This is a genomic window from Atlantibacter sp. (assembly GCF_032062175.1).
In the GTDB taxonomy this organism is placed as follows: Bacteria; Pseudomonadota; Gammaproteobacteria; order Enterobacterales; family Enterobacteriaceae; genus Atlantibacter.
In genome coordinates, this window is the sequence record NZ_DAMBQK010000020.1 from 39,256 (window position 1) to 62,938 (window position 23,683).

The 23,683-nt window shown below is 54.2% G+C and carries 19 protein-coding genes; 15 read left to right on the forward strand and 4 right to left on the reverse strand.

What is annotated here, in order from left to right:
• Position 1 precedes the first annotated feature (1 nt).
• From kdpB to potE, 8 genes are all read left to right on the forward strand, one after another.
• On the forward strand, positions 2-2,050 hold the full coding sequence (kdpB, locus tag RT120_RS16460; RefSeq protein ID WP_312984272.1) for a potassium-transporting ATPase subunit KdpB: 2,049 nt from the start codon (positions 2-4) through the stop codon (positions 2,048-2,050).
• A 10-nt stretch (positions 2,051-2,060) separates the two neighbouring features.
• Complete coding sequence (gene kdpC / locus RT120_RS16465) at positions 2,061-2,633, forward strand: potassium-transporting ATPase subunit KdpC (RefSeq protein ID WP_312984274.1); 573 nt, start codon at positions 2,061-2,063, stop codon at positions 2,631-2,633.
• A 2-nt stretch (positions 2,634-2,635) separates the two neighbouring features.
• Positions 2,636-5,320, forward strand: a complete 2,685-nt coding sequence (gene kdpD, locus RT120_RS16470) for a two-component system sensor histidine kinase KdpD (protein WP_312984276.1) — start codon at positions 2,636-2,638, stop codon at positions 5,318-5,320.
• Positions 5,317-5,994 (forward strand): two-component system response regulator KdpE, encoded by a 678-nt coding sequence (gene kdpE, locus RT120_RS16475; protein ID WP_312984279.1) that lies wholly within the window; start codon positions 5,317-5,319, stop codon positions 5,992-5,994. Before kdpD ends, kdpE begins: the two co-directional genes overlap by 4 nt.
• 30 nt (positions 5,995-6,024) lie before the next feature.
• A complete protein-coding gene (locus tag RT120_RS16480) occupies positions 6,025-6,438 on the forward strand; it encodes a cell envelope integrity TolA C-terminal domain-containing protein (protein ID WP_312984281.1) in 414 nt (137 codons plus the stop codon).
• 575 nt (positions 6,439-7,013) lie between these two features.
• Positions 7,014-7,118, forward strand: a complete 105-nt coding sequence (gene speFL, locus RT120_RS16485) for a leader peptide SpeFL (protein WP_106875989.1) — start codon at positions 7,014-7,016, stop codon at positions 7,116-7,118.
• A 271-nt stretch (positions 7,119-7,389) separates the two neighbouring features.
• A complete protein-coding gene (gene speF / locus RT120_RS16490) occupies positions 7,390-9,588 on the forward strand; it encodes an ornithine decarboxylase SpeF (protein WP_312984283.1) in 2,199 nt (732 codons plus the stop codon).
• Positions 9,585-10,898: a putrescine-ornithine antiporter gene (gene potE / locus RT120_RS16495; protein WP_312984285.1), complete on the forward strand. Its 1,314-nt coding sequence runs from the start codon at positions 9,585-9,587 to the stop codon at positions 10,896-10,898. The genes speF and potE overlap by 4 nt, the downstream gene beginning before the upstream one ends.
• Positions 10,899-11,469: 571 nt before the next feature.
• Here the strand turns inward: potE and pgm are convergent.
• Both pgm and seqA read right to left on the reverse strand, forming a co-directional pair.
• Entirely contained in the window at positions 11,470-13,110 is a 1,641-nt protein-coding gene (gene pgm / locus RT120_RS16500; protein ID WP_312984287.1) for a phosphoglucomutase (alpha-D-glucose-1,6-bisphosphate-dependent), read from the reverse strand.
• Positions 13,111-13,134: 24 nt separating this feature from the next.
• Complete coding sequence (seqA, locus tag RT120_RS16505) at positions 13,135-13,677, reverse strand: replication initiation negative regulator SeqA (protein WP_312984289.1); 543 nt, start codon at positions 13,675-13,677, stop codon at positions 13,135-13,137.
• 181 nt (positions 13,678-13,858) lie between these two features.
• On the opposite strand from seqA, the gene ybfF reads away from it, so the two are divergent.
• From ybfF to RT120_RS16530, 5 genes are all read left to right on the forward strand, one after another.
• Positions 13,859-14,626, forward strand: a complete 768-nt coding sequence (gene ybfF / locus RT120_RS16510; protein ID WP_312984292.1) for an esterase — start codon at positions 13,859-13,861, stop codon at positions 14,624-14,626.
• Positions 14,627-14,767: 141 nt separating this feature from the next.
• A complete protein-coding gene (ybfE, locus tag RT120_RS16515; protein ID WP_312984331.1) occupies positions 14,768-15,049 on the forward strand; it encodes a LexA regulated protein in 282 nt (93 codons plus the stop codon).
• 149 nt (positions 15,050-15,198) lie between these two features.
• Positions 15,199-15,729, forward strand: coding sequence for a flavodoxin FldA (fldA, locus tag RT120_RS16520; protein WP_167509311.1), 531 nt, complete (start codon positions 15,199-15,201; stop codon positions 15,727-15,729).
• Between the two features lie 292 nt (positions 15,730-16,021).
• On the forward strand, positions 16,022-16,474 hold the full coding sequence (gene fur / locus RT120_RS16525; protein WP_125294538.1) for a ferric iron uptake transcriptional regulator: 453 nt from the start codon (positions 16,022-16,024) through the stop codon (positions 16,472-16,474).
• 303 nt (positions 16,475-16,777) lie between these two features.
• Positions 16,778-17,392, forward strand: a complete 615-nt coding sequence (locus RT120_RS16530; RefSeq protein WP_312984293.1) for a helix-turn-helix domain-containing protein — start codon at positions 16,778-16,780, stop codon at positions 17,390-17,392.
• Between the two features lie 111 nt (positions 17,393-17,503).
• On the opposite strand, the gene glnS is transcribed toward RT120_RS16530, so the two are convergent.
• Together glnS and nagE are read right to left on the reverse strand one after the other, a co-directional pair.
• Entirely contained in the window at positions 17,504-19,171 is a 1,668-nt protein-coding gene (glnS, locus tag RT120_RS16535) for a glutamine--tRNA ligase (RefSeq protein WP_312984294.1), read from the reverse strand.
• Positions 19,172-19,347: 176 nt separating this feature from the next.
• On the reverse strand, positions 19,348-21,384 hold the full coding sequence (gene nagE, locus RT120_RS16540; RefSeq protein ID WP_312984295.1) for an N-acetylglucosamine-specific PTS transporter subunit IIBC: 2,037 nt from the start codon (positions 21,382-21,384) through the stop codon (positions 19,348-19,350).
• 324 nt (positions 21,385-21,708) lie between these two features.
• On the opposite strand from nagE, the gene nagB reads away from it, so the two are divergent.
• Together nagB and nagA are read left to right on the forward strand one after the other, a co-directional pair.
• The gene (gene nagB / locus RT120_RS16545; RefSeq protein ID WP_312984296.1) at positions 21,709-22,509 is read left to right on the forward strand and encodes a glucosamine-6-phosphate deaminase; all 801 of its coding nucleotides are present in this window, start codon (positions 21,709-21,711) and stop codon (positions 22,507-22,509) included.
• 23 nt (positions 22,510-22,532) lie between these two features.
• A complete protein-coding gene (nagA, locus tag RT120_RS16550) occupies positions 22,533-23,681 on the forward strand; it encodes an N-acetylglucosamine-6-phosphate deacetylase (RefSeq protein WP_312984297.1) in 1,149 nt (382 codons plus the stop codon).
• Positions 23,682-23,683 lie beyond the last annotated feature (2 nt).

A 23,683-nucleotide genomic window follows, 5' to 3' on the forward strand; every position in this document is an offset into this window, starting at 1 on the left:
CATGAGTCGTAAGACGCTGGCCCTGTTCGATAGCGCGTTGCTTCGCCATGCCATGATTGACGCCGTTATCAAGCTTAACCCGCGCGCCCAGTGGCGCAATCCGGTGATGTTTATCGTCTGGCTCGGCAGCCTGTTAACTACCGTGCTGGCGGTGGCGATGGCGGTGGGCGCGCTGAACGGCAGTGCCGGATTTACTGGGATCATCAGCCTGTGGCTGTGGTTTACCGTGCTGTTCGCCAACGTGGCGGAAGCACTGGCGGAAGGCCGCAGCAAAGCCCAGGCCAACAGCCTGAAAGGGGTGCAGAAAACCGCATGGGCCCGCAAACTGCGTGCGCCGCACCATGACGCGCAGCGGGATAAAATCCCCGCCGCCGAACTGCGCAAAGGCGACCTGGTATACGTGGAAGCGGGCGATATTATCCCCTGCGACGGCGAGGTAGTGGAAGGCGGCGCGTCGGTGGATGAGAGCGCCATTACCGGTGAATCCGCGCCGGTTATCCGCGAATCCGGCGGCGATTTCGCCTCGGTTACCGGCGGCACGCGCATTCTGTCCGACTGGCTGGTGATCGAATGCAGCGTTAATCCGGGGGAAACGTTCCTCGACCGGATGATCGCCATGGTGGAGGGCGCGCAGCGCCGTAAAACGCCCAACGAAATTGCGCTGACCATCTTACTGGTGGCGCTAACGCTGGTGTTTTTGCTGGCGACCGCAACCCTGTGGCCATTCTCCGCCTGGGCGGGGAACGCCGTAAGCGTAACGGTTCTGGTGGCGCTGCTGGTGTGCCTGATCCCGACCACCATCGGCGGGCTGCTGTCAGCGATTGGCGTCGCCGGGATGAGCCGGATGCTGGGCGCGAACGTGATCGCCACCAGCGGGCGCGCGGTTGAAGCCGCAGGCGACGTGGATGTGCTGCTGTTGGACAAAACCGGCACCATCACGCTGGGCAACCGCCAGGCATCAGAGTTTCTTCCTGCGCCGGGCGTGGGCGAGCACACCCTTGCCGACGCGGCGCAACTGGCGTCGCTGGCGGATGAAACCCCGGAAGGCCGCAGCATCGTGATCCTCGCCAAACAGCGTTTTAATCTGCGCGAGCGCGACGTACAAACCCTGCAAGCCACCTTTGTGCCCTTTACCGCCCAGACCCGGATGAGCGGAATTAACCTCCAACAGCGGATGATCCGTAAAGGCTCGGTGGATGCGGTGCGCCGCCATGTTGAAGCCAACGGCGGGCACTTCCCGGCGGCAGTGGAAGGCCTGGTGGAAAACGTAGCGCGTACCGGCGGGACGCCGCTGGTGGTCGCTGAAAACGCCAACGTGTTAGGCGTCATCGCCCTGAAAGATATCGTTAAAGGCGGGATCAAAGAGCGTTTTGCCGAACTGCGCAAAATGGGCATCAAAACCGTGATGATCACCGGGGATAACCGGCTGACCGCCGCCGCGATTGCCGCCGAAGCGGGGGTCGATGATTTCCTGGCGGAAGCGACGCCGGAAGCCAAGCTGTCGCTGATCCGCCAGTACCAGAGCCAGGGCCGTTTAGTGGCAATGACCGGCGACGGCACCAACGACGCTCCAGCGCTGGCGCAGGCCGATGTGGCGGTCGCCATGAACTCCGGCACCCAGGCGGCGAAGGAAGCGGGCAACATGGTGGACCTGGATTCCAACCCCACCAAGCTGATTGAAGTGGTGCATATCGGCAAACAGATGCTGATGACCCGTGGCTCGCTCACCACTTTTAGCATCGCCAACGACGTCGCCAAATACTTCGCGATTATTCCTGCGGCCTTTGCCGTGACCTATCCGCAGCTTAACGCGCTTAACGTGATGCATTTGCACTCCCCCGCATCGGCCATTCTGAGTGCGGTGATTTTCAACGCCCTAATCATTATTTTCCTGATCCCGCTGGCGCTGAAAGGGGTGAGCTACAAACCGCTCAGCGCCGCCGCGATGCTGCGCCGCAACCTGTGGATCTACGGTCTGGGTGGGTTGCTGGTGCCGTTTATCGGCATCAAGCTCATCGATTTATTGCTGACGGCTTTTGGCCTGGTGTAAGGAGAAAAAGATGTCAATGTTACGTCCGGGTATCGTTTTATTGCTGTTACTGACGCTGATCACCGGCGGCGTTTATCCACTGTTAACCACCCTGCTGGGACAATGGTGGTTCGCCGATAAGGCGGCTGGCTCGCTGATTTATCAGCACGATCAATTGCGGGGTTCGCGGTTAATCGGCCAGGATTTTACCCAGCCGGGATATTTTCAGGGCCGCCCTTCTGCCACCGCAGAAACGCCCTATAATCCTCAGGCATCGGGGGGCAGCAACCTTGCCGCCAGCAACCCTGAACTGGATAAACTGATTGCCGCGCGCGTCGCGGCATTACGGGCCGCGAACCCGAACGCCAGCCCGGCGGTGCCGGTAGACCTGCTGACGGCCTCGTCGAGCGGCCTGGATTACGGGATATCGCCCGAGGCGGCTGAGTGGCAGATCCCCCGCGTCGCCGCTGCCCGCGAGCTGAGCGCGGAAACCGTCGCCCGGCTGGTGAAGGCCCATACCTCAACGCCGTTAATCGGGTTTCTCGGCAAACCGGTCGTCAACGTGCTGGAGCTGAACCTGGCGCTGGATGCTAATAAGGACTAAAGATGACTGAGGAGCCATCGCGCCCCAACCCGGATCGCCTGCTCGCGCGCACCAGCGGGCAGCACCGGGGTAAGCTGAAAATTTTCTTCGGGGCGTGCGCGGGCGTGGGTAAAACCTACGCCATGCTGACCGAGGCGCGGCGTCTGCACGCCCAGGGCCTGGATGTGCTGGTGGGCGTGGTGGAAACCCACGGACGCCAGGAAACCGCCGCGCTGGTTGAAGGCTTGCCGGTTCTGCCGTTAAAGCGGCTGGAACATCGTGGGCGGATTGTGCCGGAATTTGACCTTGATGGCGCGCTGGCGCGCCATCCCGCGCTGATCCTGATGGATGAACTGGCTCACAGCAACGCGCCCGGCTCCCGTCACCCTAAACGCTGGCAGGATGTGGAAGAGCTGCTGGCGGCAGGCATTGATGTTTTTACCACCGTTAACGTTCAGCATCTGGAAAGCCTGAATGATGTGGTGGGCGGCGTGACCGGGATCCAGGTGCGCGAAACCGTGCCCGATCCCATTTTCGATGCCGCCGACGACGTGGTGCTGGTGGATCTCCCGGCGGACGATCTGCGCCAGCGGCTAAACGAAGGTAAAGTCTATATCGCGGGCCAGGCGGAGCGCGCTATTGAGCATTTCTTTCGCAAAGGCAACCTGATTGCACTACGCGAACTGGCGCTGCGCCGCACCGCCGATCGGGTAGACGATCAAATGCGCGCCTGGCGCGACAACCCCGGCCAGGAAAAAGTCTGGCATACCCGGGATGCGATTTTGCTGTGCATCGGGCGCGGCAGCGGCCATGAAAAGTTGGTGCGCGCCGCCGCCCGGCTTGCCGCTAAACTCGGCAGCGTCTGGCACGCCATCTATGTTGAAACGCCACGCCTGCACCGCCTGCCAGAAACTGAGCGCCGCGCCATATTACAGGCGTTGAGCCTGGCGCAGGAGCTGGGCGCACAAACCGCCACGCTTGCAGAATCGGCGGAAGAGAAAGCCGTGGCACGCTACGCCCGGGAACATAATCTGGGCAAAGTGGTTATCGGCAAACGTCCGCGCCGCCTGTTCTGGCGCGATACTTTTGCCGATCGCCTGAACCGCTACGCGCCCGATCTGGATGTGCTGGTCGTGGCGCTGGAAGACGCCCCTGCCCCGCTGGCTGCAAAACCCGAGGATATCCGCAATTTCAGCGAGCGCTGGCGCATACAGCTAAAAGGCTGCGCGGTTGCGGTGGCGCTCTGCGCGCTGATTACCCTGCTGGCGAGCCGCTGGCTGATCGCTTTTGAAGCGGCGAATTTAGTCATGCTTTATTTACTCGGCGTGGTGATCGTGGCGCTGTTCTACGGGCGCTGGCCGTCGGTGCTGGCGACGTTTATCAACGTGCTGAGCTTTGATTTGTTCTTCGTGAATCCGCGCGGCACGCTGGCGGTATCGGATGTGCAATATCTCCTCACCTTCGGCGTGATGCTCACGGTGGGGCTGGTTATCGGTAATCTTACCGCCGGGGTACGCTATCAGGCGCGGGTCGCCCGCTATCGCGAGCAGCGTACCCGCTCGCTGTATGAATTATCCAAATCCCTGTCCGTAGGCCGCACGACGCAGGACATCGCCGCCACCAGCAGCCAGTTTATCGATGCGACGTTTTTTGCCCGCAGCCAGCTATTGTTGCCCAATGAGCACGGCGCGTTGAAGCCGCAGCCCGATGCCAGCGTGACGCCCTTCTGGGATGAAGCCATCGCCCGCTGGAGTTTTGATAACGGTCAGCCTGCGGGCGCAGGCACCGATACGCTCCCCGGCGTGCCCTACCAGATTGTTCCGCTGCGCGCGGCGGGCAAAACCGTTGGGCTGGTGATTGTTGAGCCCGCGAATCTACGGCTTTTGATGATCCCTGAACAGCAGCGTTTGCTGGAAACCTTTACTCTGCTGGCGGCAAACGCGCTGGAGCGGCTGGCCCTGACCCGCAGCGAAGAACAGGCGCGGCTGACCAGCGAACGCGAAAAACTGCGTAACTCTCTGCTGGCGGCGCTGTCACACGATTTACGCACCCCGCTGACGGTGCTGTTCGGCCAGGCGGAGATTCTGACCCTCGATCTGGCGAGTGAAGGCTCGCGCCATGCCCGGCAGGCCAGCGATATCCGCCAGCATGTGCTGAACACGACCCGGCTGGTAAATAATCTGCTGGATATGGCGCGTATTCAGTCCGGCGGGTTTAGTCTGCAACGCGAATGGCTCACGCTGGAGGAAGTAGTCGGCAGCGCGCTGAATATGCTGGAACCCGGCCTGGCCGGACGGCAGATTGCGCTGGAGCTTCCCGACCCGTTACAGCTGATTTATGTCGATGGCCCGCTGTTTGAGCGGGTGCTGATCAATCTGCTGGAAAACGCCGTCAAATATGCGGGCAGCGCGGCGCAAATCGGCATTCGCAGCAAAGCGCAGCCCGGCTGGCTGGATATCGAAGTGTGGGATACCGGGCCGGGTATCCCGTCCGGGCAGGAGCAGGCTATTTTCGAGAAATTTTCACGGGGAAATAAGGAATCGGCGATCCCGGGAGTTGGGCTTGGGCTGGCAATATGCCAGGCTATTGTTGATGTCCATGGCGGGATAATATACGCCGGTAATCGTCCTGAAGGCGGCGCCAGTTTCCATATTCAGCTGCCGTTACCTACGCCGCCGGATATGGCGGAAATGCACGAGGCCCTGTGACTACCGTTCTGATTATCGAAGATGAAAAAGAGATCCGCCGTTTTCTGCGCATCGCGCTGGAAGCGGATTCCCTGCGGGTGTATGACGCAGAAACGTTGCAGCGCGGGCTGATTGAAGCTGCCACCCGCAAGCCCGACCTGGTGATCCTCGACCTGGGCCTGCCGGACGGCGATGGCATCGGTTTTATTAGCGAATTTCGCCAGTGGAGCCAGGCGCCAATTATTGTGCTGTCGGCGCGCAGTGAAGAGACCGATAAGATTACCGCACTGGATGCGGGTGCTGACGATTACCTGAGCAAACCGTTTGGGATTGGCGAGTTGCAGGCGCGGCTGCGCGTGGCGCTGCGCCGCCAGCAAACGCGGCCAGAGGGCGATGCGGTGTATCAGTTTTCCGGGATTAGCGTGGATATCCCCGCGCGGCGCATTACCCGTGATGAACAGGAAATTCATCTTACACCCATCGAATTTCGGTTACTGGCCGTACTGTTGAACCACCATGGAAAAGTGCTAACCCAGAGACAACTGCTAAATCAGGTATGGGGACCTAATGCGGTTGAGCACAGCCACTACCTGCGTATCTATATGGGACATTTACGCCAGAAGCTGGAAGCCGACCCGGCGCGGCCGCGGCATTTGCTCACTGAAACCGGGATAGGCTACCGGTTTATGCTGTAAGCGCACCTGTTAACGTTGAGGGTATTTGATATGAAAAATAGTGTTGCAGCTTCTGTCATGATTCTGACCCTCACCGCCTGCTCTGGCACACAATTAGGCGTTGGAGTGGGAACCGGCTTTCCGAGTGTGGGTGTCGGCGCTGGCCTGTCATTCCCTGTTGGTCAGAATACCAGGCCAGACGACGAATCCTATGCTCAAACCCTCACCCGTGAGATTTACGCCAGGATTAGCGATACTGGCCAATATGCGGGCAAACTCTGCACTATTCGCATCGCAACGGATGCCGAAGGCACCGTCACGGATGTTATGCGTCTGGAAGGCGACCCGCGCTGGTGCGATCGGGTGATGGCAGCCGCAACACAGCTCTATCGCGTCCCCGCGCCACCGGCTGCTATGGTAGACCGTCTGCAACAAGGGCTGGTGATTGATTTGATCCCCAGGTAAACCCAGGTCAAGGGCGGGGTTGGCAATCGAGAGGTAAATTTGTTAACAAAAGCGAGTGACCCGCCCTTTTTTGGCCTGTCTGTCATCGGGATTGTTAACATTTGTGGCTATTCATATGTGTGCATTTTTATGCACTTTTCCGAACAATCGGATTTCATAAATTGACAAACAACCGCATTCCGGTCTTGTCCAGATAAAACCCAGGTGAATGTGGAAAGCTTTTGCTCCTGGGGTTAAGAAAATGAAATGATGTTTTTATTTGAATGAGCCTTTTTATTAGCGCATTCTTTTTTTGGCTGCCATTGAATAACCCTGAAATTAATTCGAATAAATAACCAATACATTAACGCGTTATTTAACCGCAATTAAAAATACAAATGTTACACAATCTAACCAGACATTGTTACACAAACATATCCACTGATAACGCGGGTGAACTATAGTGGATTACTCTGCATTAATTTGTTCTCGTGCGTATATGTAGTGAAACTAAATCATTTTATTGATACTCGTCACGGTTTATCCTTTTGCCGGAGATAAAATAGCCTCGCCTTTATTTAGAAAAGGATTTAATTATGGAAAACAACAACCGGTTAATGCCGCATATAAGGCGAACCACACATATAATGATGTTTGCCCATCGTAACAGCTTCGATTTCCACTTCTTTAACGCCCGATAGCCACGTCCTGGCAGGTGCGCCATAGCACAGGCCTCTTCACACCCTATGTCTTTTTTGGGTTTCAATGCCTGCGCGTGATCGCGTCTGATCTCTGATAAAGCCAATTTTTAAAATCAATCGCCGGATTGAAGGCTTTATTCATCCTAAAAAATAGCGTCGATTATTTTGCTGCCTTTTGGCTGCACAATACTCCTTTGCTTAATTTCCGGTGTCATTCAATTTCTTAATAAAAGAAATTGCGGGAAAGTATTGCTTAAAATTCAGGATTACCATGCAAAAGTTAAAAATTGCGGTTAGCCGCATCTGTCCGGACTGCGTTAATACTCAACGGGAAGTCGTTTCAATTATGGATACCGATTTTATTGATATCGCTGCCGCCGTCGTGGCGCTAGCCGATATTGATAACGGTATTATTGATAAAATCGAGCGTACCGGTTTTGGTCTGCCGATTTTTATCGCGACCCATAATAATGAACGTGTTCCCGAACACTGGTTAGCGCGTATCAACGGCGTGTTTGAAATCAGCGAGTCTCGTTCGGAATTCTATGGCCGCCAGCTTGAGGCCGCCGCAGCGAAATACGAAACCAGCCTGAAACCGCCGTTCTTCCGCGCCCTGGTTGATTACGTCAAACAAGGCAACAGCGCGTTTGATTGCCCCGGCCACCAGGGGGGTCAGTTCTTCCGCCGTCACCCGACGGGCAATCAGTTCGTGAATTTCTTCGGCGAAACCCTGTTCCGCTCCGATTTGTGTAATGCGGACGTAGCGATGGGCGATTTGCTGATCCACGAAGGCGCGCCGTGCACGGCTCAAAAACACGCTGCCAAAGTGTTTAATGCCGATAAAACCTATTTTGTGCTCAACGGCACCTCTTCCTCTAACAAAGTGGTGCTGAATGCGCTGCTGGCACCGGGCGACCTGGTATTGTTTGACCGCAACAACCATAAGTCGAACCATCATGGCGCGCTATTACAGGCGGGCGCAACACCGGTTTACCTGGAAACAGCCCGTAACCCGTACGGCTTTATCGGCGGGATCGACGCGCACTGCTTCGAAGAGCGCTATCTGCGTGACAGCATCCGTGAAGTGGCTGCCGACCGCGCCCAGGACGCCCGTCCGTTCCGCCTGGCGGTGATCCAGTTAGGCACCTATGACGGCACCATTTATAACGCGCGTCAGGTGGTGGATAAGATTGGTCATCTGTGTGACTACATCCTGTTCGACTCCGCGTGGGTGGGTTATGAGCAGTTTATTCCGATGATGGCGGACTGCTCGCCGCTGCTGCTGGAGCTGACCGAAAATGATCCGGGCATTCTGGTGACCCAGTCTGTACATAAGCAACAGGCCGGGTTCTCCCAGACTTCGCAGATCCATAAAAAGGACAGCCATATCAAGGGGCAGGATCGCTATGTTTCCCATAAGCGTATGAATAACGCGTTTATGATGCATGCCTCCACCAGCCCTTTCTATCCGTTGTTCGCGGCGCTGGACGTTAATGCCCGTATGCATGAAGGCGAAGGCGGCAAACAGATGTGGATGAACTGCGTGGAAGTCGGTATCGATACCCGTAAGCTGATCCTCAACAACTGTCACCATATTCGTCCGTTCGTGCCTGCTACTGTTGACGGCAAAGCATGGGAAAGCTGGGATACCCAACAGATCGCCCGCGATCTGCGCTTCTTCCACTTTGTACCAGGCGACAAATGGCATGCGTTCGAGGGCTATGCGGAGCATCAGTATTTCGTCGACCCCTGCAAACTGCTGCTGACCACGCCGGGCATCAATGCCGCTACCGGCGAATACGACACCTTTGGCGTGCCGGCCACCATTCTTGCCAACTTCCTGCGTGAGAACGGCGTGGTACCGGAGAAATGCGACCTCAACTCGATCCTGTTCCTGCTCACGCCTGCTGAAGAGATGGGCAAAATGCAGCAACTGGTGGCGCTGTTGGTCCGTTTCGAGCAGTTACTGGAACACGACGCACCACTGAGTGAAGTGCTGCCGTCGCTCTGGAAACAACATCAGGAACGTTACGGCGAATACACCCTGCGCCAGCTTTGCCAGGAAATGCATGACTTCTATGCCAGCCACAACGTGAAACAGCTTCAGAAAGAGATGTTCCGTAAAGAGTACTTCCCGCGCGTGGTGATGAACCCGCAAGACGCCAACTACGCCTTTATCCGTGGGCAAACCGAGCTGGTGAAACTCAGCGATGCAGAAGGCCGCGTGGCGGCTGAAGGCGCGCTGCCTTACCCGCCGGGCGTGCTGTGCGTAGTCCCGGGCGAAATCTGGGGCGGCGCGGTGTTGCGCTACTTTCAGGCGCTGGAGGAAGGCATCAACCTGCTGCCGGGCTTCGCACCGGAACTCCAGGGAGTGTATGTCGAGGAGCATGACGGTCGTAAACAGGTGTGGTGCCACGTTATCAAGCAGCCCGTGGTGAAAGCGTCAGCACAAAAGGAAATCAGATTATGAGTAAATCCAATAAGATGGGCGTGGTGCCGCTCACAATATTGACCATGGTGAACATGATGGGCTCCGGCATCATCATGCTGCCCACCAAACTGGCGGAAGTGGGGACGATTTCGATTATCTCCTGGCTGGTCACGGCATTAGGATCGACGGCGCTGGCCTGGGCCTTCGCAAAATGCGGCATGTTCAGCCGCAAATCTGGCGGCATGGGCGGTTACGCTGAATACGCATTCGGTAAATCCGGCAACTTCATGGCTAACTATACCTATGGGGTATCGCTGCTGATCGCCAACGTGGCGATTGCGATTTCCGCCGTGGGTTACGGTAGCGAGCTGTTCGGCGCGACGCTCAGCCCGGTACAGATCGGTATCGCCACGATTTGCGTACTGTGGATTTGCACCGTCGCCAACTTTGGCGGCGCGCGCATCACCGGGCAAATCAGCGGCATTACGGTATGGGGCGTGATCATTCCGGTGGTCGGTCTGTCGGTGATTGGCTGGTTCTGGTTCAGCCCGACGATGTATGCCGAATCCTGGAACCCGCACAACGTGCCGTTCTTCGACGCCGTTGGCTCATCCATCGCCATGACGCTGTGGGCATTTTTAGGGCTGGAATCCGCCTGCGCCAACACCGAAGTGGTGGAAAACCCGGAACGCAACGTGCCGATCGCAGTACTGGGCGGGACGCTGGGCGCGGCGGTGATTTATATCGTCTCTACCAACGTAATCGCCGGGATTGTGCCGAATATGGACCTGGCTAACTCCACCGCGCCGTTCGGTCTGGCCTTCGCGCAAATGTTCACGCCGACCGTGGGCAAAGTGATCATGGGCCTGATGGTGATGTCCTGCTGCGGTTCGCTGCTCGGCTGGCAGTTTACGATTGCCCAGGTGTTTAAATCCTCAGCGGATGAAGGGTACTTCCCGAAAATCTTCTCGAAAGTGTCTAAAACTGAAGCACCGGTTAAAGGCATGCTGACGATTGTGATTTTCCAGAGCGTGCTGGCGCTGATGACCATCAGCCCGTCGCTGAATAATCAGTTTAACGTGCTGGTTAACCTGGCGGTTGTCACCAACATCATTCCGTACATTCTGTCGATGGCGGCGCTGGTGATTATTCAGAAAGTGGCGAAGGTCGATCCGGGTAAAGCGAAAGCGGCAAACTTCGTGGCATTGATCGGGGCGATTTACAGCTTCTATGCGCTCTACTCCTCAGGTTCCGAAGCGATGCTGTATGGCGCAATGGTGACCTTTATGGGCTGGACGCTGTACGGGCTGGTATCGCCGCGCTTTGAATTGACCAATAAACATGGCTAATTGCTAAGCACCAGAAAACATCAATCCAATGCCGGTTCCTTAAGGGGACCGGCATTATTTTTAACTGACGCCTTAGTGCATCACTATTATGCCCAAAACTGCTAACCCGGCTACGGCACCTATCAGATACACTGGTGACATCGCAACATCAGCGGCAATAGCCACCGGGTACAGAGCGCGTTTTGCAGAGAGCCCGTTTCGGGTACAGACACCCCAGTGTCAATAACGCTGCGCAGTGTATACAGGTGCCTGATTGCACACAACACTACCGCTGCCATCATGCCTACAGCATCAAAACGGCAGACGAAATGATATGTACTGCCCCACCCTCCCAAATTTTTATACCAGACATGAACCAAGACAGACCGATAATTAACCGTAGTATCGAAGTTACAGGAAATTTGTGCAGGCCAACGTTATTGTTGCGGAAGAAGAGTAAAACCGGTGGAGAGATAAGCGCCATTTAAAAAGGGTTCATGCACGTGCATGAACCCTTTAGACATTTATAGCTGAATCAGTCTGGGGACCCTGAAGCGAACGGCATTAAGCGCTGGCGCTATTGTTCCTGGTCTCAGGCGTTTTTCAGAACTTCACTGACAATTTCTACCGCTTCTTTCTCGATCTGGGCACGGTGCTCTGCGCCGAGGAAGCTTTCGCAATAGATCTTATAGGCGTCTTCCGTACCCGAAGGACGCGCCGCGAACCAACCGTTGTCGGTCATTACTTTCAGGCCACCAATCGATGCGCCATTGCCCGGTGCGGCGGTTAAGCGCGCGGTGATCGGGTCACCCGCCAGGGTGCTGGCACTGACCATCTCCGGAGAGAGTTTGGAGAGCGCCGCTTTTTGTGCGGATGTTGCAGACGCCTGCAGACGGTTGTAGCTCGGCGCGCCAAAGCGTTCAGCCAGTTCGTCATAGTGCTGCTGCGGGTTTTTACCGGTTACTGCGGTAATTTCCGCCGCCAGCAGGCACATGATGATGCCGTCTTTGTCGGTCGACCACGGGGTGCCGTCGAAGCGCAGGAACGATGCGCCCGCGCTCTCTTCGCCGCCGAAGCCGAAACTGCCGTCGAACAGGCCGTCAACGAACCACTTAAAGCCCACAGGCACTTCAACCAGTTTGCGGCCCAGGTCGTTAACCACGCGGTCGATCATCGCGGAAGAAACCAGGGTTTTGCCCACCGCCACATCGTTGCCCCACTGCGGACGATGTTGGAACAGGTAGTTAATCGCCACAGCAAGATAATGGTTCGGGTTCATCAACCCCGCCGGCGTGACGATACCGTGGCGGTCGTAATCCGGGTCGTTGGCAAACGCCAGGTCAAACTTGTCACGCAGCGCCAGCAGGCCCGCCATCGCACATTCAGAGGAACAGTCCATACGGATTGCGCCGTCTTTGTCCAGATGCATAAAGCGGAAAGTCTGGTCGACGTGATCGTTAACGATGGTCAGGTTTAATTTGTAGTGCTCGGCAATGCGCTTCCAGTATTCGATACCCGAGCCGCCCAGCGGATCGACGCCCAGCGTCAGGCCCGCTTTCTGGATAGCCGCCATATCGACGATATCCGCCAACCCTTCGACAAAGGGCTGCACCAGATCTTTCGCAGTAATGTGCCCGCTCGCCCAGGCTTCATCCAGTGAAACGCGTTTCACTGACGCCAGGCCTTCCGCTAACAGCGCGTTAGCGCGGTCTTCCACCACTTTAGTAACGTTGGTGTCAGCTGGGCCGCCGTTGGGCGGATTGTATTTGATGCCGCCATCGTCAGGCGGGTTATGGGACGGGGTAATGACAATACCATCCGCCTGTTTTCCGCCCTGGCGGTTATGGACCAGAATAGCGTTAGAGACCGCCGGGGTCGGCGTATAGCCGTTGTCTTCCTGAACGATCACATCCACGCCGTTGGCGGCAAGCACTTCCAGTACCGAGATAAACGCCGGTTCGGAAAGCGCGTGCGTGTCTTTACCCACAAAGCAGGGGCCGGTAACACCGTTTTTTGCGCGTTCTTCCGCGATGGCCTGGGCAATCGCCAGAATATGCGGTTCATTAAAACTGTGGCGCGCCGAGCTGCCGCGATGGCCGGACGTCCCGAATTTCACCGCATGCTCGCTATTCCCCGGCTGCGGTTTCAGCACGTAATATTGTGCGGTGAGTTGGGCAACATTAATCAAATCACGCTGTTGTGCAGGCTGCCCTGCACGGTTATGAATTGCCATGGCCTGGTCCTTTTGACGCATTAGTTAAATGGTGCCGCAAACCTTTTCAATCAATTCCGCCGGGAACTGCATTGACTGCATGATGTGTTCAATCATGCTGCATTTACGACCGGTATTGGTGTTGGTAATCACCCAGTATGGCGTACCTGGCACATGTTTGGGTTTGGTTTGATTACCGCTCTGCAAAAGCGTTTGCTGATCGCCCGCAAAATAGACGCGGGTGCGGCCATGCAACGACTCGGTGGCATCGGCGAACGCTTTTGGATCCAGTGTATAGAGTGTAGACAGCACCAGCATGAAACGGTTGACGGCACGCTTTTGTTCAGCGTATTCGTCAGAAAGCAGCAGCTCGCGAACAGCGCGTACACGATCTTTGGGGTTGTTGGCGGGTTTTTCTTCCATCACGGCGACGGCCGCGCTGCCCTCTTTCGCCGGTTTTTCGACTTGCGGTTGCGCGGGGTTGAATTTCAGCATGCGACGCAAAATGTCGGACGCGCTTTCACCAATGTGCTGGGTGTGGCTCGCGATATAGCGATAAAGGTCGTCATCAACTTCAATCGTTTTCATTTTAATCCAGTGCGATATCTTTCTGAATACAAATCGTTGGGAGTATAGGATCAAACCCCAACAGCGGATAGCGTCAAGCCAGGAAGGCGGCAAAAGTCAGATTTAACTGGATCTTGCGACCGGGCGGCAGAATGTTCAACATAATACCCTAACCTGACACCTGCAAAAAAAGAACTTTGCCATGAAATTACATACCCGAGCGCAAACTGCACAACAATCGCATAACGCCTCACCGGTCGTGCTGGTTCACGGCCTGTTCGGCAGCCTGGATAACCTGGGCGTGCTGGCGCGCGAACTGATTACCGATTTCGACGTTATCCAGGTGGATATGCGCAACCACGGATTGTCACCGCGCAGCGATATCATGACGTATCCGGCCATGGCACAGGATCTGATTGATACGCTCGACGAACTGAGTATCGACAAAGCCACTTTTATCGGTCACTCCATGGGCGGTAAAGCTGTGATGGCGGCAACCAAAATCGCGCCGCAACGCATCGATAAACTGGTGGCGATTGATATCGCGCCGGTGAATTACCGGGTGCGGCGGCACGATGAAATTTTCGCCGCGATTAATGCCGTCAGCGAAGCCGGGATCACCTCTCGCCAGGATGCGGCGGCGCTGATGCGTGAACAAATCCCTGAAGAAGGGGTGATTCAGTTTCTGCTCAAATCTTTCGCATCCGGCGAGTGGCGTTTCAATGTGCCAGCGCTGTGGGATCAGTATTCACATATCGTCGGTTGGGAAACGGTGCCCGCCTGGGATCATCCGGCGCTATTTATTCGCGGCGGCAATTCGCCGTACGTGGATGAAAGCCATCGCGAGGCGCTGCTTGCGCAATTCCCTCAGGCGCGCGCGCACGTCGTAGCGGGCGCGGGCCACTGGGTTCATGCCGAAAAACCGCAGGCGGTGGTACGGGCAATCCGCCGCTACCTCGATGCCGGGTAAAAAATGGTTAAAAATAAAGCGGCTGATAACTCAGAGTGCCGTTAACGCGTTGGCGCGCTGGATTCCCTCATGTATGATGGCGCGCTTAACTGCATCCGAGCCCCGCTCCTGCACCCTGTTTTCCCTGTCAAAACGCGCATCATGGCCAAAGAACAAACGGACCGTACGACATTAGATCTGTTCTCGGACGAACGCCGCCCGGGCAGACCCAAAACTAACCCGCTGTCACGCGATGAACAGTTGCGCATTAACAAGCGCAACCAGTTAAAGCGCGACAAAGTGCGCGGGCTCAAGCGCGTTGAGCTCAAACTGAACGTTGAAGCGGTTGACGCGCTCAACATGCTGGCAGAGGCCCGCAATATCAGCCGCAGCGAATTGATCGAAGATATTCTGCTGTCACAGCTCGCCGCCCTTAAGGACTGAGAGTTATCTAAAAACACGGCGCGATGTAGCAGACTGTGCACATGGCCGTGATAGAGATTTCCGCCAGCTTGTCTGTTCTGCTATGATTGCCCTATCTGTAGGCTTTTTGCCTCAACCATCTCATTAAGTTTCAAGAGGTTATTTTACTCATGGCAATCGTAGGCATTTTCTTCGGCAGCGATACCGGCAACACTGAAAATATCGCAAAAATGATTCAAAAACAGCTTGGTAAAGATGTTGCTGAAGTGCGTGATATTGCTAAAAGCAGCAAAGAAGACCTCGAAAGTTTTGATATTTTGCTGCTGGGCATCCCTACATGGTATTACGGCGAAGCGCAGTGCGACTGGGATGACTTCTTCCCGACCCTCGAAGAGATTGATTTCAACAATAAACTGGTTGCCCTGTTTGGTTGTGGCGACCAGGAAGACTATGCCGAATACTTCTGCGATGCCCTGGGCACCATGCGTGACATTATTGAACCGCGTGGCGCAACTATCGTTGGCCACTGGCCGACTGAAGGCTATCACTTTGAAGCTTCCAAAGGCCTGGCGGATGACGATCACTTCCTCGGTCTTGCCATCGACGAAGATCGCCAACCGGAACTCACCGCAGAACGCGTTGAAAAATGGGTGAAACAGGTTTCTGAAGAGCTGCACCTGCAGGACATCATCAACGCCTGATTATTAAAGGCGCTAAGTCAATTAGCGTCTTTTTATCTTAATTGATAGGCAAAAGCGATAAAAATAATTGCTACAAATTTTTAACTTTTGCCTCCAGACCTGTACAATACACGCCTTACGCATCGGGTGATTTTGCAACAAATGCAGGCAGCGCCACGATTTTGGGTATTTTTAAGCAAGGCAGTTGCAGTTTTCATTTAGCCATGGCAGTTCTATAATGAAACGCATAATGCCTTGCATCGATCTCTTGCTCCCTGAGGAGCGAATCGTTACGTAACAGGACAAATTCCGCATGACTGACAACAATACCGCATTGAAAAAGGCTGGCCTGAAAGTCACGCTTCCGAGGTTAAAAATCCTCGAAGTGTTGCAGGGGCCGGACAACCACCATGTCAGTGCGGAAGACTTATACAAACGCCTGATCGATATGGGTGAAGAGATTGGGTTAGCGACCGTTTACCGCGTTCTTAACCAGTTTGATGATGCCGGAATCGTCACACGCCATAATTTTGAAGGCGGCAAATCCGTTTTCGAGTTGACTCAGCAGCATCATCACGATCACCTCATTTGCCTGGACTGCGGTAAAGTGATCGAGTTTAGCGATGATTCAATCGAAGCGCGCCAGCGTGAAATTGCCTCCCGTCACGGTATTCGCTTAACTAACCACAGCCTGTACCTGTATGGCCATTGCGCAGAAGGCGATTGCCGCGAAGACGAAAATGCGCATGAGATTGCAGAAAAGTAATTTTTTCTAGAATCATGAATTCCAGTAAAAGCCGACTAATGTCGGCTTTTTTATTTCTGATGATTTAAAAAATAACAGGCATGGCTTGCTTAATAATGAAACCTTTAAGTAAATCCTGTAATGAATTAAATAATATGAATGATGTTTTAAGAATATATCAATAACCATACGAATCAGTAGGTTATGATATATTGTGACGTCTTATTACCCGTCGGGCCTGTTTGTTGCGTTGCGGTTTAAAAATGCCATCACTTAAAATAGTGAGTAACATCGCATCCGATAAAATAAATCTGGTTAATCGCAATGACATTACCGCAGAAACCCCTCTCTGAATTATATCGCTTAACGGATTTATTCACTGACTATAACAAACTTACGCGTGTTGAAAGATATACCTTAATACCCGTAAGACCCCATACCGTTACGCTGATTCATGGTGGGCAGTTTTCTATCATTCGCAGCAGCGATAGATTATTATTCGAAAAACAAACTGCACCAGCGCTGTATGGGCTAACCGGTAATGCCCGAAATCTGGCCTATCTGCGCATTTATGCTGATACGCAATGCCATTTCCAATTAGTGCCTCTGGACATTTTCATGCAGCGGCTTGACGATAATCATTCGCTGCACTTAATACCGGCAATTTTATCGTGGTATATAGAAAGCTTACTTTATCGGGATGAGATGATGATGGGGCGAAATAGTTATCAAATGATAAAGGGGAATCTCCTCCATCTTAATCAATTAGATGAGTTTATGCGGTCAAAAATCAATGTTGCGGATTTCATCGTCAAACGAACCAATTTATCCCGCAGCATCGTCATGAAAGTTTTGTCCGCGATGCGCGCTAAAAATCATATTGATGTTAAAAGAGGCAAATTGCTGACGATCAATCAACTGCCTGAAAAACTCAGTTGATGCGAGAGGCCATTCATCGCAACCTAAGACGTTCTCCGGGCCTTTCTCTTTTCATTTAAGAAGCTTCGCGCAAAAAAACGCCGCATTACGCGGCGTTTTAGCAATGAAATCTTATTCCCCGATTTTCGCCCAGGTATCGCGTAACCCTACCGTACGGTTGAACACCAGATGTCCAGGTTTGGAATATTTGCTGTCGAGGCAGAAATAACCTTCACGCTCGAATTGCAGCGCGTTGCCCATTTCCGCATCCTGGAGGCTCGGCTCGCCAAAACCCTGCTTGATCACCAGCGACTCTGGATTGATAGTCGACAGGAAATCTTCTGCCGCGCCGGGATTTGCCACGCTAAACAGACGATCGTACAGGCGGATTTCAATCGGTAACGCATGGCTGGCACTCACCCAGTGGATCACGCCTTTCACTTTGCGGCCGTCCGCCGGGTCTTTGCTCAGGGTTTCTGCGTCGTAGCTACAGAAGATAGTGGTGATGTTGCCTTCCGCGTCTTTTTCTACACGCTCAGCTTTAATCACATAGGCATTACGCAGGCGGACTTCTTTACCCAGCACCAGGCGCTTGTATTGCTTGTTAGCCTCTTCGCGGAAGTCGGCGCGGTCGATCCACACTTCGCCGCTGAACGGCACTTCACGGCTCCCCATCTCCGGTTTGTTCGGGTGGTTTGGCATCGTGACCCTTTCGCTCTGGCCCTGCGGATAGTTCTCGATCACCAGTTTCACCGGGTCGATAACCGCCATGGCACGCGGCGCGTTCTCGTTGAGATCTTCACGGATGCAGGCTTCCAGCGCAGCCATTTCTACCGTGTTGTCTTGCTTAGTCACGCCGATGCGTTTGCAGAACTCACGGATAGAGGCAGCGGTATAACCGCGACGACGCAGACCTGAAATGGTCGGCATACGCGGGTCGTCCCAGCCTTCAACGATCTTTTCCGTCACCAGCAGGTTGAGTTTGCGTTTTGACATAATCGCATACTCAAGATTCAGACGAGAGAATTCATACTGACGTGGATGAACCGGAATGGTGATGTTATCCAGCACCCAGTCATACAGACGGCGGTTATCCTGGAATTCCAGGGTACAGAGTGAATGGGTAATGCCTTCCAGCGCATCGGAGATGCAATGGGTAAAGTCGTACATCGGATAGATGCACCACTTGCTGCCGGTCTGGTGATGATCGGCGAATTTAATGCGGTAAATCACCGGGTCGCGCATCACGATAAACGGCGACGCCATGTCGATTTTCGCACGCAGGCAGGCTTTGCCTTCTTCGAAACCGCCGGTACGCATTTTTTCGAACAGCGCGAGGTTTTCTTCTACACTGCGATCGCGGTATGGGCTGTTTTTACCCGGTTGAGTCAGGGTGCCACGGTATTCGCGAATTTGCTCCGGCGAAAGTTCGTCAACATAGGCCAGGCCTTTGTTGATCAGCTCAACGGCATATTGATGCAGCGCATCGAAGTAGTCAGAAGAATAACGCACGTCTCCTGACCACTGGAAACCTAACCACTGGACGTCGTTTTTGATGGAATCAACGTATTCGATATCTTCTTTTACCGGGTTAGTGTCATCGAAACGCAGATTGCACTGGCCCTGATAATCTTTGGCGATGCCAAAGTTCAGGCAGATCGATTTTGCATGGCCGATATGCAAATAACCGTTCGGCTCAGGCGGGAAACGGGTATAAACAGTCGAGTGTTTTCCACTGGCCAAATCTTCATCAATGATTTGGCGAATAAAATTAGTCGGGCGGGCTTCAGCCTCACTCATCGCGCATTCCTCAAAGCTTCGCAAAATAGATAACGGTGAATGATCTTATAACCTAAGACGGGACACAACCATTAGTTGCACAAAAACACAATAACCGCTGCGTTCTGGCGATTTTCCATAAAAAAAGCGGCGGAATTCTCTTCCGCCGCTTAAGGCAACCTCTTACTCAGGAGCGATTATTTGCCTTTAATCTCATACAGTGGGGTTTGACCGGCAATGACCTGACCTTGCGCCTTAATGACCAGGCCGCTGAAGTCGTCGATGTTGCTGCAAACCACCGGGCTAATCATGGAGCGCGCATTGGCGTTCAGGAAATCCAGATCCATTTCCAGCACCGGTTGGCCCGCCGTCACTTCAGCACCCTCTTCCACCAGGCGGCTAAAGCCCTGGCCGTTCAACGCCACCGTATCGATACCCATATGGACAACGATTTCAGCGCCGTTTTCGGTTTCCAGGCAGAACGCGTGGTTGGTGTTGAAGATCTTAACGATGGTGCCCGCAGCTGGCGCAACCACGGTTTTTGCCGTCGGTTTAATCGCCACGCCATCACCCACCGCTTTGCTGGCGAAGGCTTCGTCCGGCACATCGTCGAGCGCAACCACATCACCGGTCACCGGCGCAACCAGCGTTGCGATAGTGGAGGTGGTATTCGGGGTGGCCTGCGGCTTCGCCGTTTGAACCGGTGCGGCAACCGGCGCGGTTTCGCCCGTAGCCGGTGTGGCGGCAGGTACGTTGCCAACAGTTTTCATCGCATCGGCGATTTTTTCCGCCATAAAGCCAACGATAATCTGCACACCGGTTTTATTGAGACGGATAACGCCCGTTGCGCCAAGGCGTTTCGCCAGGGCTTCGTTAACGCGGGAGGAATCTTTCACCGACAGACGCAGACGGGTGATACAGGCGTCAATCCCGGTCAGGTTGTCTGAACCGCCGACTGCCGCCACGTACTGACGCGCCAGGCCGGTAACATCCTGCTCTTTGGTACCGCTTACGTTCATATCCTGACCATCCGCTTCGCTACCGGCAACAGCCAGTTCACGACCCGGGGTCATCAGATTGAATTTGGTGATAACCAGACGGAACACCACATAGTAGATAACGAAGAAGACCAGGCCCTGAGCGATCAGCATGTACCATTGCGTCGCCAGCGGGTTACGGGTAGACAACACCATATCCACCAGACCGGCGCTGAAGCCGAAACCGGCAATCCAGTGCATGCTGGCCGCGATGAAGACAGAAATACCGGTCAAAATGGCGTGGATCACATACAGCACCGGCGCAACGAACATGAAGGAGAATTCCAGCGGTTCGGTGATACCGGTGAAGAAGGCGGCAAACGCGCCTGCCATCATGATACCCAGTACTTTGGCTTTGTTTTCCGGACGTGCGCAGTGGTAAATCGCCAGCGCCGCGCCAGGCAGACCAAACATCATGATGGGGAAGAAGCCCGCCTGATAACGACCCGTGATGCCCACAATGCCTTTACCGGATTCGATAGACTGTGCGCCGCCCAGGAAGTTAGGAATATCGTTGATGCCCGCCACGTCGAACCAGAACACGGAGTTCAGCGCGTGGTGCAGGCCGACCGGAATCAGCAGACGGTTGAAGAAGGCGTAAACGCCCGCGCCTACGGAGCCCAGTTTCTGGATGTGTTCGCCGAAAGTCACCAGACCGTCGAAAATCATTGGCCAGATGTACATCAGGATGAACGCCACTACAATCATCACGAAAGAGGTGAGGATCGGTACCAGACGACGACCGCTGAAGAACGACAGCGCTTTCGGCAACTCAACGCCGCTGAAGCGGTTGTACAATTCCGCAGAGATAATACCGACCAGAATACCGACGAACTGGTTGTTGATTTTACCGAACGCCGCCGGAACCTGGTCGGCAGGGATTTTTTGAATCATCGACACCGCTGCCGGCGAGCAGAGGGTCGTTAACACTAAGAAGCCGACAAAACCAGTGAGCGCCGCCGCACCGTCTTTGTCTTTAGACATCCCGTACGCCACACCGATAGCGAACAGGACGGACATGTTATCAATAATGGCAGCACCGGACTTTATGAAGAATGCCGCAAGCGCGTTATCTCCACCCCAGCCAACCGGGTCAATCCAGTAACCTACCCCCATCAGAATTGCTGCTGCAGGCAGGGTAGCAACCGGCACCATCAGCGCCCGGCCTACTCGTTGCAAATAACCTAGAATACTCACTTTATCCCCCTATGAGACCTGATAAGGCTCTTTCAAAGCCGTTTTTTTATTGTGTAACCAACCTTGAAAAATGCGGTGACGTTGCGCATCACACCGGAAGTGTGTGAAAAATTAATTCGTATCGCAAATTAAACGCGCATTTTTTGTGAGTTTTATCACCAAATATCGCTATACCCTCCCCATTTCACTGGCTAACTCCCAAAACTTATTTTATGATTCAAAAAATCAAGGCGGAATGCTTCCAGCGAGCAGTATAAATGGATCCGTTTTAAACTAAATGTATGTTCCGCCCGTCTGTTTTAAATTAACTAACTGAGGTGAATGATGAGACTGATTCCCCTGGCAACGGCTCAGCAGGTCGGTAAATGGGCAGCACGCCATATTGTGAACCGCATTAATGCGTTCAAACCGACTGCGGATCGCCCTTTCGTGCTGGGTCTGCCGACCGGTGGTACCCCGCTGGAAGCGTACAAAGCGCTGGTTGAGATGCATAAAGCGGGCCAGGTTAGCTTCAAACACGTAGTCACCTTTAACATGGATGAATACGTCGGCCTGCCGAAAGAACATCCAGAAAGCTATCACAGCTTCATGCACCGCAATTTCTTCGATCACGTTGATATCCCAGCAGAAAACATCAATTTACTGGATGGCAACGCGCCGGATATTGACGCAGAATGCCGCCAGTATGAAGAGAAAATTCGCGCCTACGGTAAAATTCACCTGTTTATGGGCGGCGTAGGCAATGACGGACACATCGCGTTTAACGAACCCGCATCGTCGCTGGCTTCCCGCACCCGTATTAAAACCCTGACCCATGACACCCGCGTGGCGAACTCCCGTTTCTTTGACGGCGACGTGAACCAGGTGCCGAAATATGCCCTGACCGTGGGCGTTGGCACCCTGCTGGATGCTGAAGAAGTAATGATTCTGGTGCTCGGCCATGTGAAAGCGCAGGCGCTACAGGCGGCAGTTGAAGGCAACGTGAACCATATGTGGACCATTAGCTGCCTACAGTTGCATCCGAAAGCTGTGATTGTTTGCGATGAGCCGTCTACCATGGAGCTCAAAGTGAAGACGCTGAGATACTTCACCGAACTCGAAGCAGAAAATATTAAAGGTCTTTAAGTCAGTATTTACCGGGGGTCACTATGTACGCACTAATCCACGGCCGGATTTATACCGGCCATGAAGTTCTGGACGACCACGCGATTGTTATCGCGAATGGCCTGATTGAACGCGTTTGTCCGATTGCCGATTTACCATCCGGCATTGAACAGCGCGACGTCGGCGGCGCCATTATTGCCCCCGGTTTTATTGATGTGCAGCTCAACGGCTGCGGCGGCGTGCAGTTTAACGACACCGCCGACGCCGTTACGGTGAAGACGCTGGAAATTATGCAGGCCGCCAATGAAAAATCCGGCTGCACCAGTTATCTTCCCACGCTTATCACCAGCAGCGATGAATTAATGAAGCAGGGTATTCGCGTAATGCGCGAATACCTGGCGAAGCACCCAAATCAGGCGCTGGGTCTCCACCTTGAAGGCCCGTGGCTGAATCTGGTGAAAAAAGGCACCCACAATCCGGATTATGTCCGCAAGCCGGATGCTGAACTGGTTGATTTCCTGTGTGAAAACGCCGACGTCATCACCAAAGTGACGCTGGCGCCTGAGCAGGTCGATCCACAATATATACGCCAGTTGGTAGAGGCAGGCATTATCGTTTCTGCCGGGCACTCCAACGCCACCTATAAAGAAGCAAAAATCGGCTTTCGCGCGGGCATTGGTTTTGCTACCCACTTGTTTAATGCGATGCCGTATATTACAGGCCGAGAACCAGGCCTGGTGGGCGCGATTTTTGATGAACCGGAGCTCTATTGCGGCATTATTGGTGACGGGCTGCATGTCGACTACGCCAATGTCCGTATTGCCAAGCAGATCAAGGGCGATAAACTTTGCCTTGTTACCGATGCGACAGCACCGGCCGGCGCTGATATCGATCAGTTCATTTTTGCCGGTAAAACAATATACTTCCGCAACGGGCTGTGTGTGGATGAGAACGGTACCCTCAGTGGTTCTGCATTGACCATGATTGAAGGCGTACATAATCTCGTCGAGCATGTCGGTATCGCGCTGGACGAAGCGCTGCGCATGGCATCGCTCTACCCGGCTCGCGCAATGGGCGTGGATAAAGATCTCGGCACAATCGAAGCCGGGAAAGTGGCCAATCTGACCGCCTTTACCCGCGATTACAAAATTATCAAGACCATCGTTAATGGCAACGAGGTCGTCACTGAGTAAGA

What these genes read in the sequence shown, in the direction of transcription:
- speFL (WP_106875989.1), top strand. Translation starts at nt 7,014, where the DNA reads ATGGAAAACAACAACCGGTTAATGCCGCATATAAGGCGAACCACACAT.
- RT120_RS16530 (WP_312984293.1), top strand. Translation starts at nt 16,778, where the DNA reads ATGACATTACCGCAGAAACCCCTCTCTGAATTATATCGCTTAACGGAT.
- speF (WP_312984283.1), top strand. Translation starts at nt 7,390, where the DNA reads ATGCAAAAGTTAAAAATTGCGGTTAGCCGCATCTGTCCGGACTGCGTT.
- ybfF (WP_312984292.1), top strand. Translation starts at nt 13,859, where the DNA reads ATGAAATTACATACCCGAGCGCAAACTGCACAACAATCGCATAACGCC.
- nagB (WP_312984296.1), top strand. Translation starts at nt 21,709, where the DNA reads ATGAGACTGATTCCCCTGGCAACGGCTCAGCAGGTCGGTAAATGGGCA.
- potE (WP_312984285.1), top strand. Translation starts at nt 9,585, where the DNA reads ATGAGTAAATCCAATAAGATGGGCGTGGTGCCGCTCACAATATTGACC.
- kdpC (WP_312984274.1), top strand. Translation starts at nt 2,061, where the DNA reads ATGTCAATGTTACGTCCGGGTATCGTTTTATTGCTGTTACTGACGCTG.
- RT120_RS16480 (WP_312984281.1), top strand. Translation starts at nt 6,025, where the DNA reads ATGAAAAATAGTGTTGCAGCTTCTGTCATGATTCTGACCCTCACCGCC.
- glnS (WP_312984294.1), bottom strand. Translation starts at nt 19,171, where the DNA reads ATGAGTGAGGCTGAAGCCCGCCCGACTAATTTTATTCGCCAAATCATT.
- seqA (WP_312984289.1), bottom strand. Translation starts at nt 13,677, where the DNA reads ATGAAAACGATTGAAGTTGATGACGACCTTTATCGCTATATCGCGAGC.
- kdpD (WP_312984276.1), top strand. Translation starts at nt 2,636, where the DNA reads ATGACTGAGGAGCCATCGCGCCCCAACCCGGATCGCCTGCTCGCGCGC.
- nagA (WP_312984297.1), top strand. Translation starts at nt 22,533, where the DNA reads ATGTACGCACTAATCCACGGCCGGATTTATACCGGCCATGAAGTTCTG.
- pgm (WP_312984287.1), bottom strand. Translation starts at nt 13,110, where the DNA reads ATGGCAATTCATAACCGTGCAGGGCAGCCTGCACAACAGCGTGATTTG.
- kdpB (WP_312984272.1), top strand. Translation starts at nt 2, where the DNA reads ATGAGTCGTAAGACGCTGGCCCTGTTCGATAGCGCGTTGCTTCGCCAT.
- ybfE (WP_312984331.1), top strand. Translation starts at nt 14,768, where the DNA reads ATGGCCAAAGAACAAACGGACCGTACGACATTAGATCTGTTCTCGGAC.
- fldA (WP_167509311.1), top strand. Translation starts at nt 15,199, where the DNA reads ATGGCAATCGTAGGCATTTTCTTCGGCAGCGATACCGGCAACACTGAA.
- fur (WP_125294538.1), top strand. Translation starts at nt 16,022, where the DNA reads ATGACTGACAACAATACCGCATTGAAAAAGGCTGGCCTGAAAGTCACG.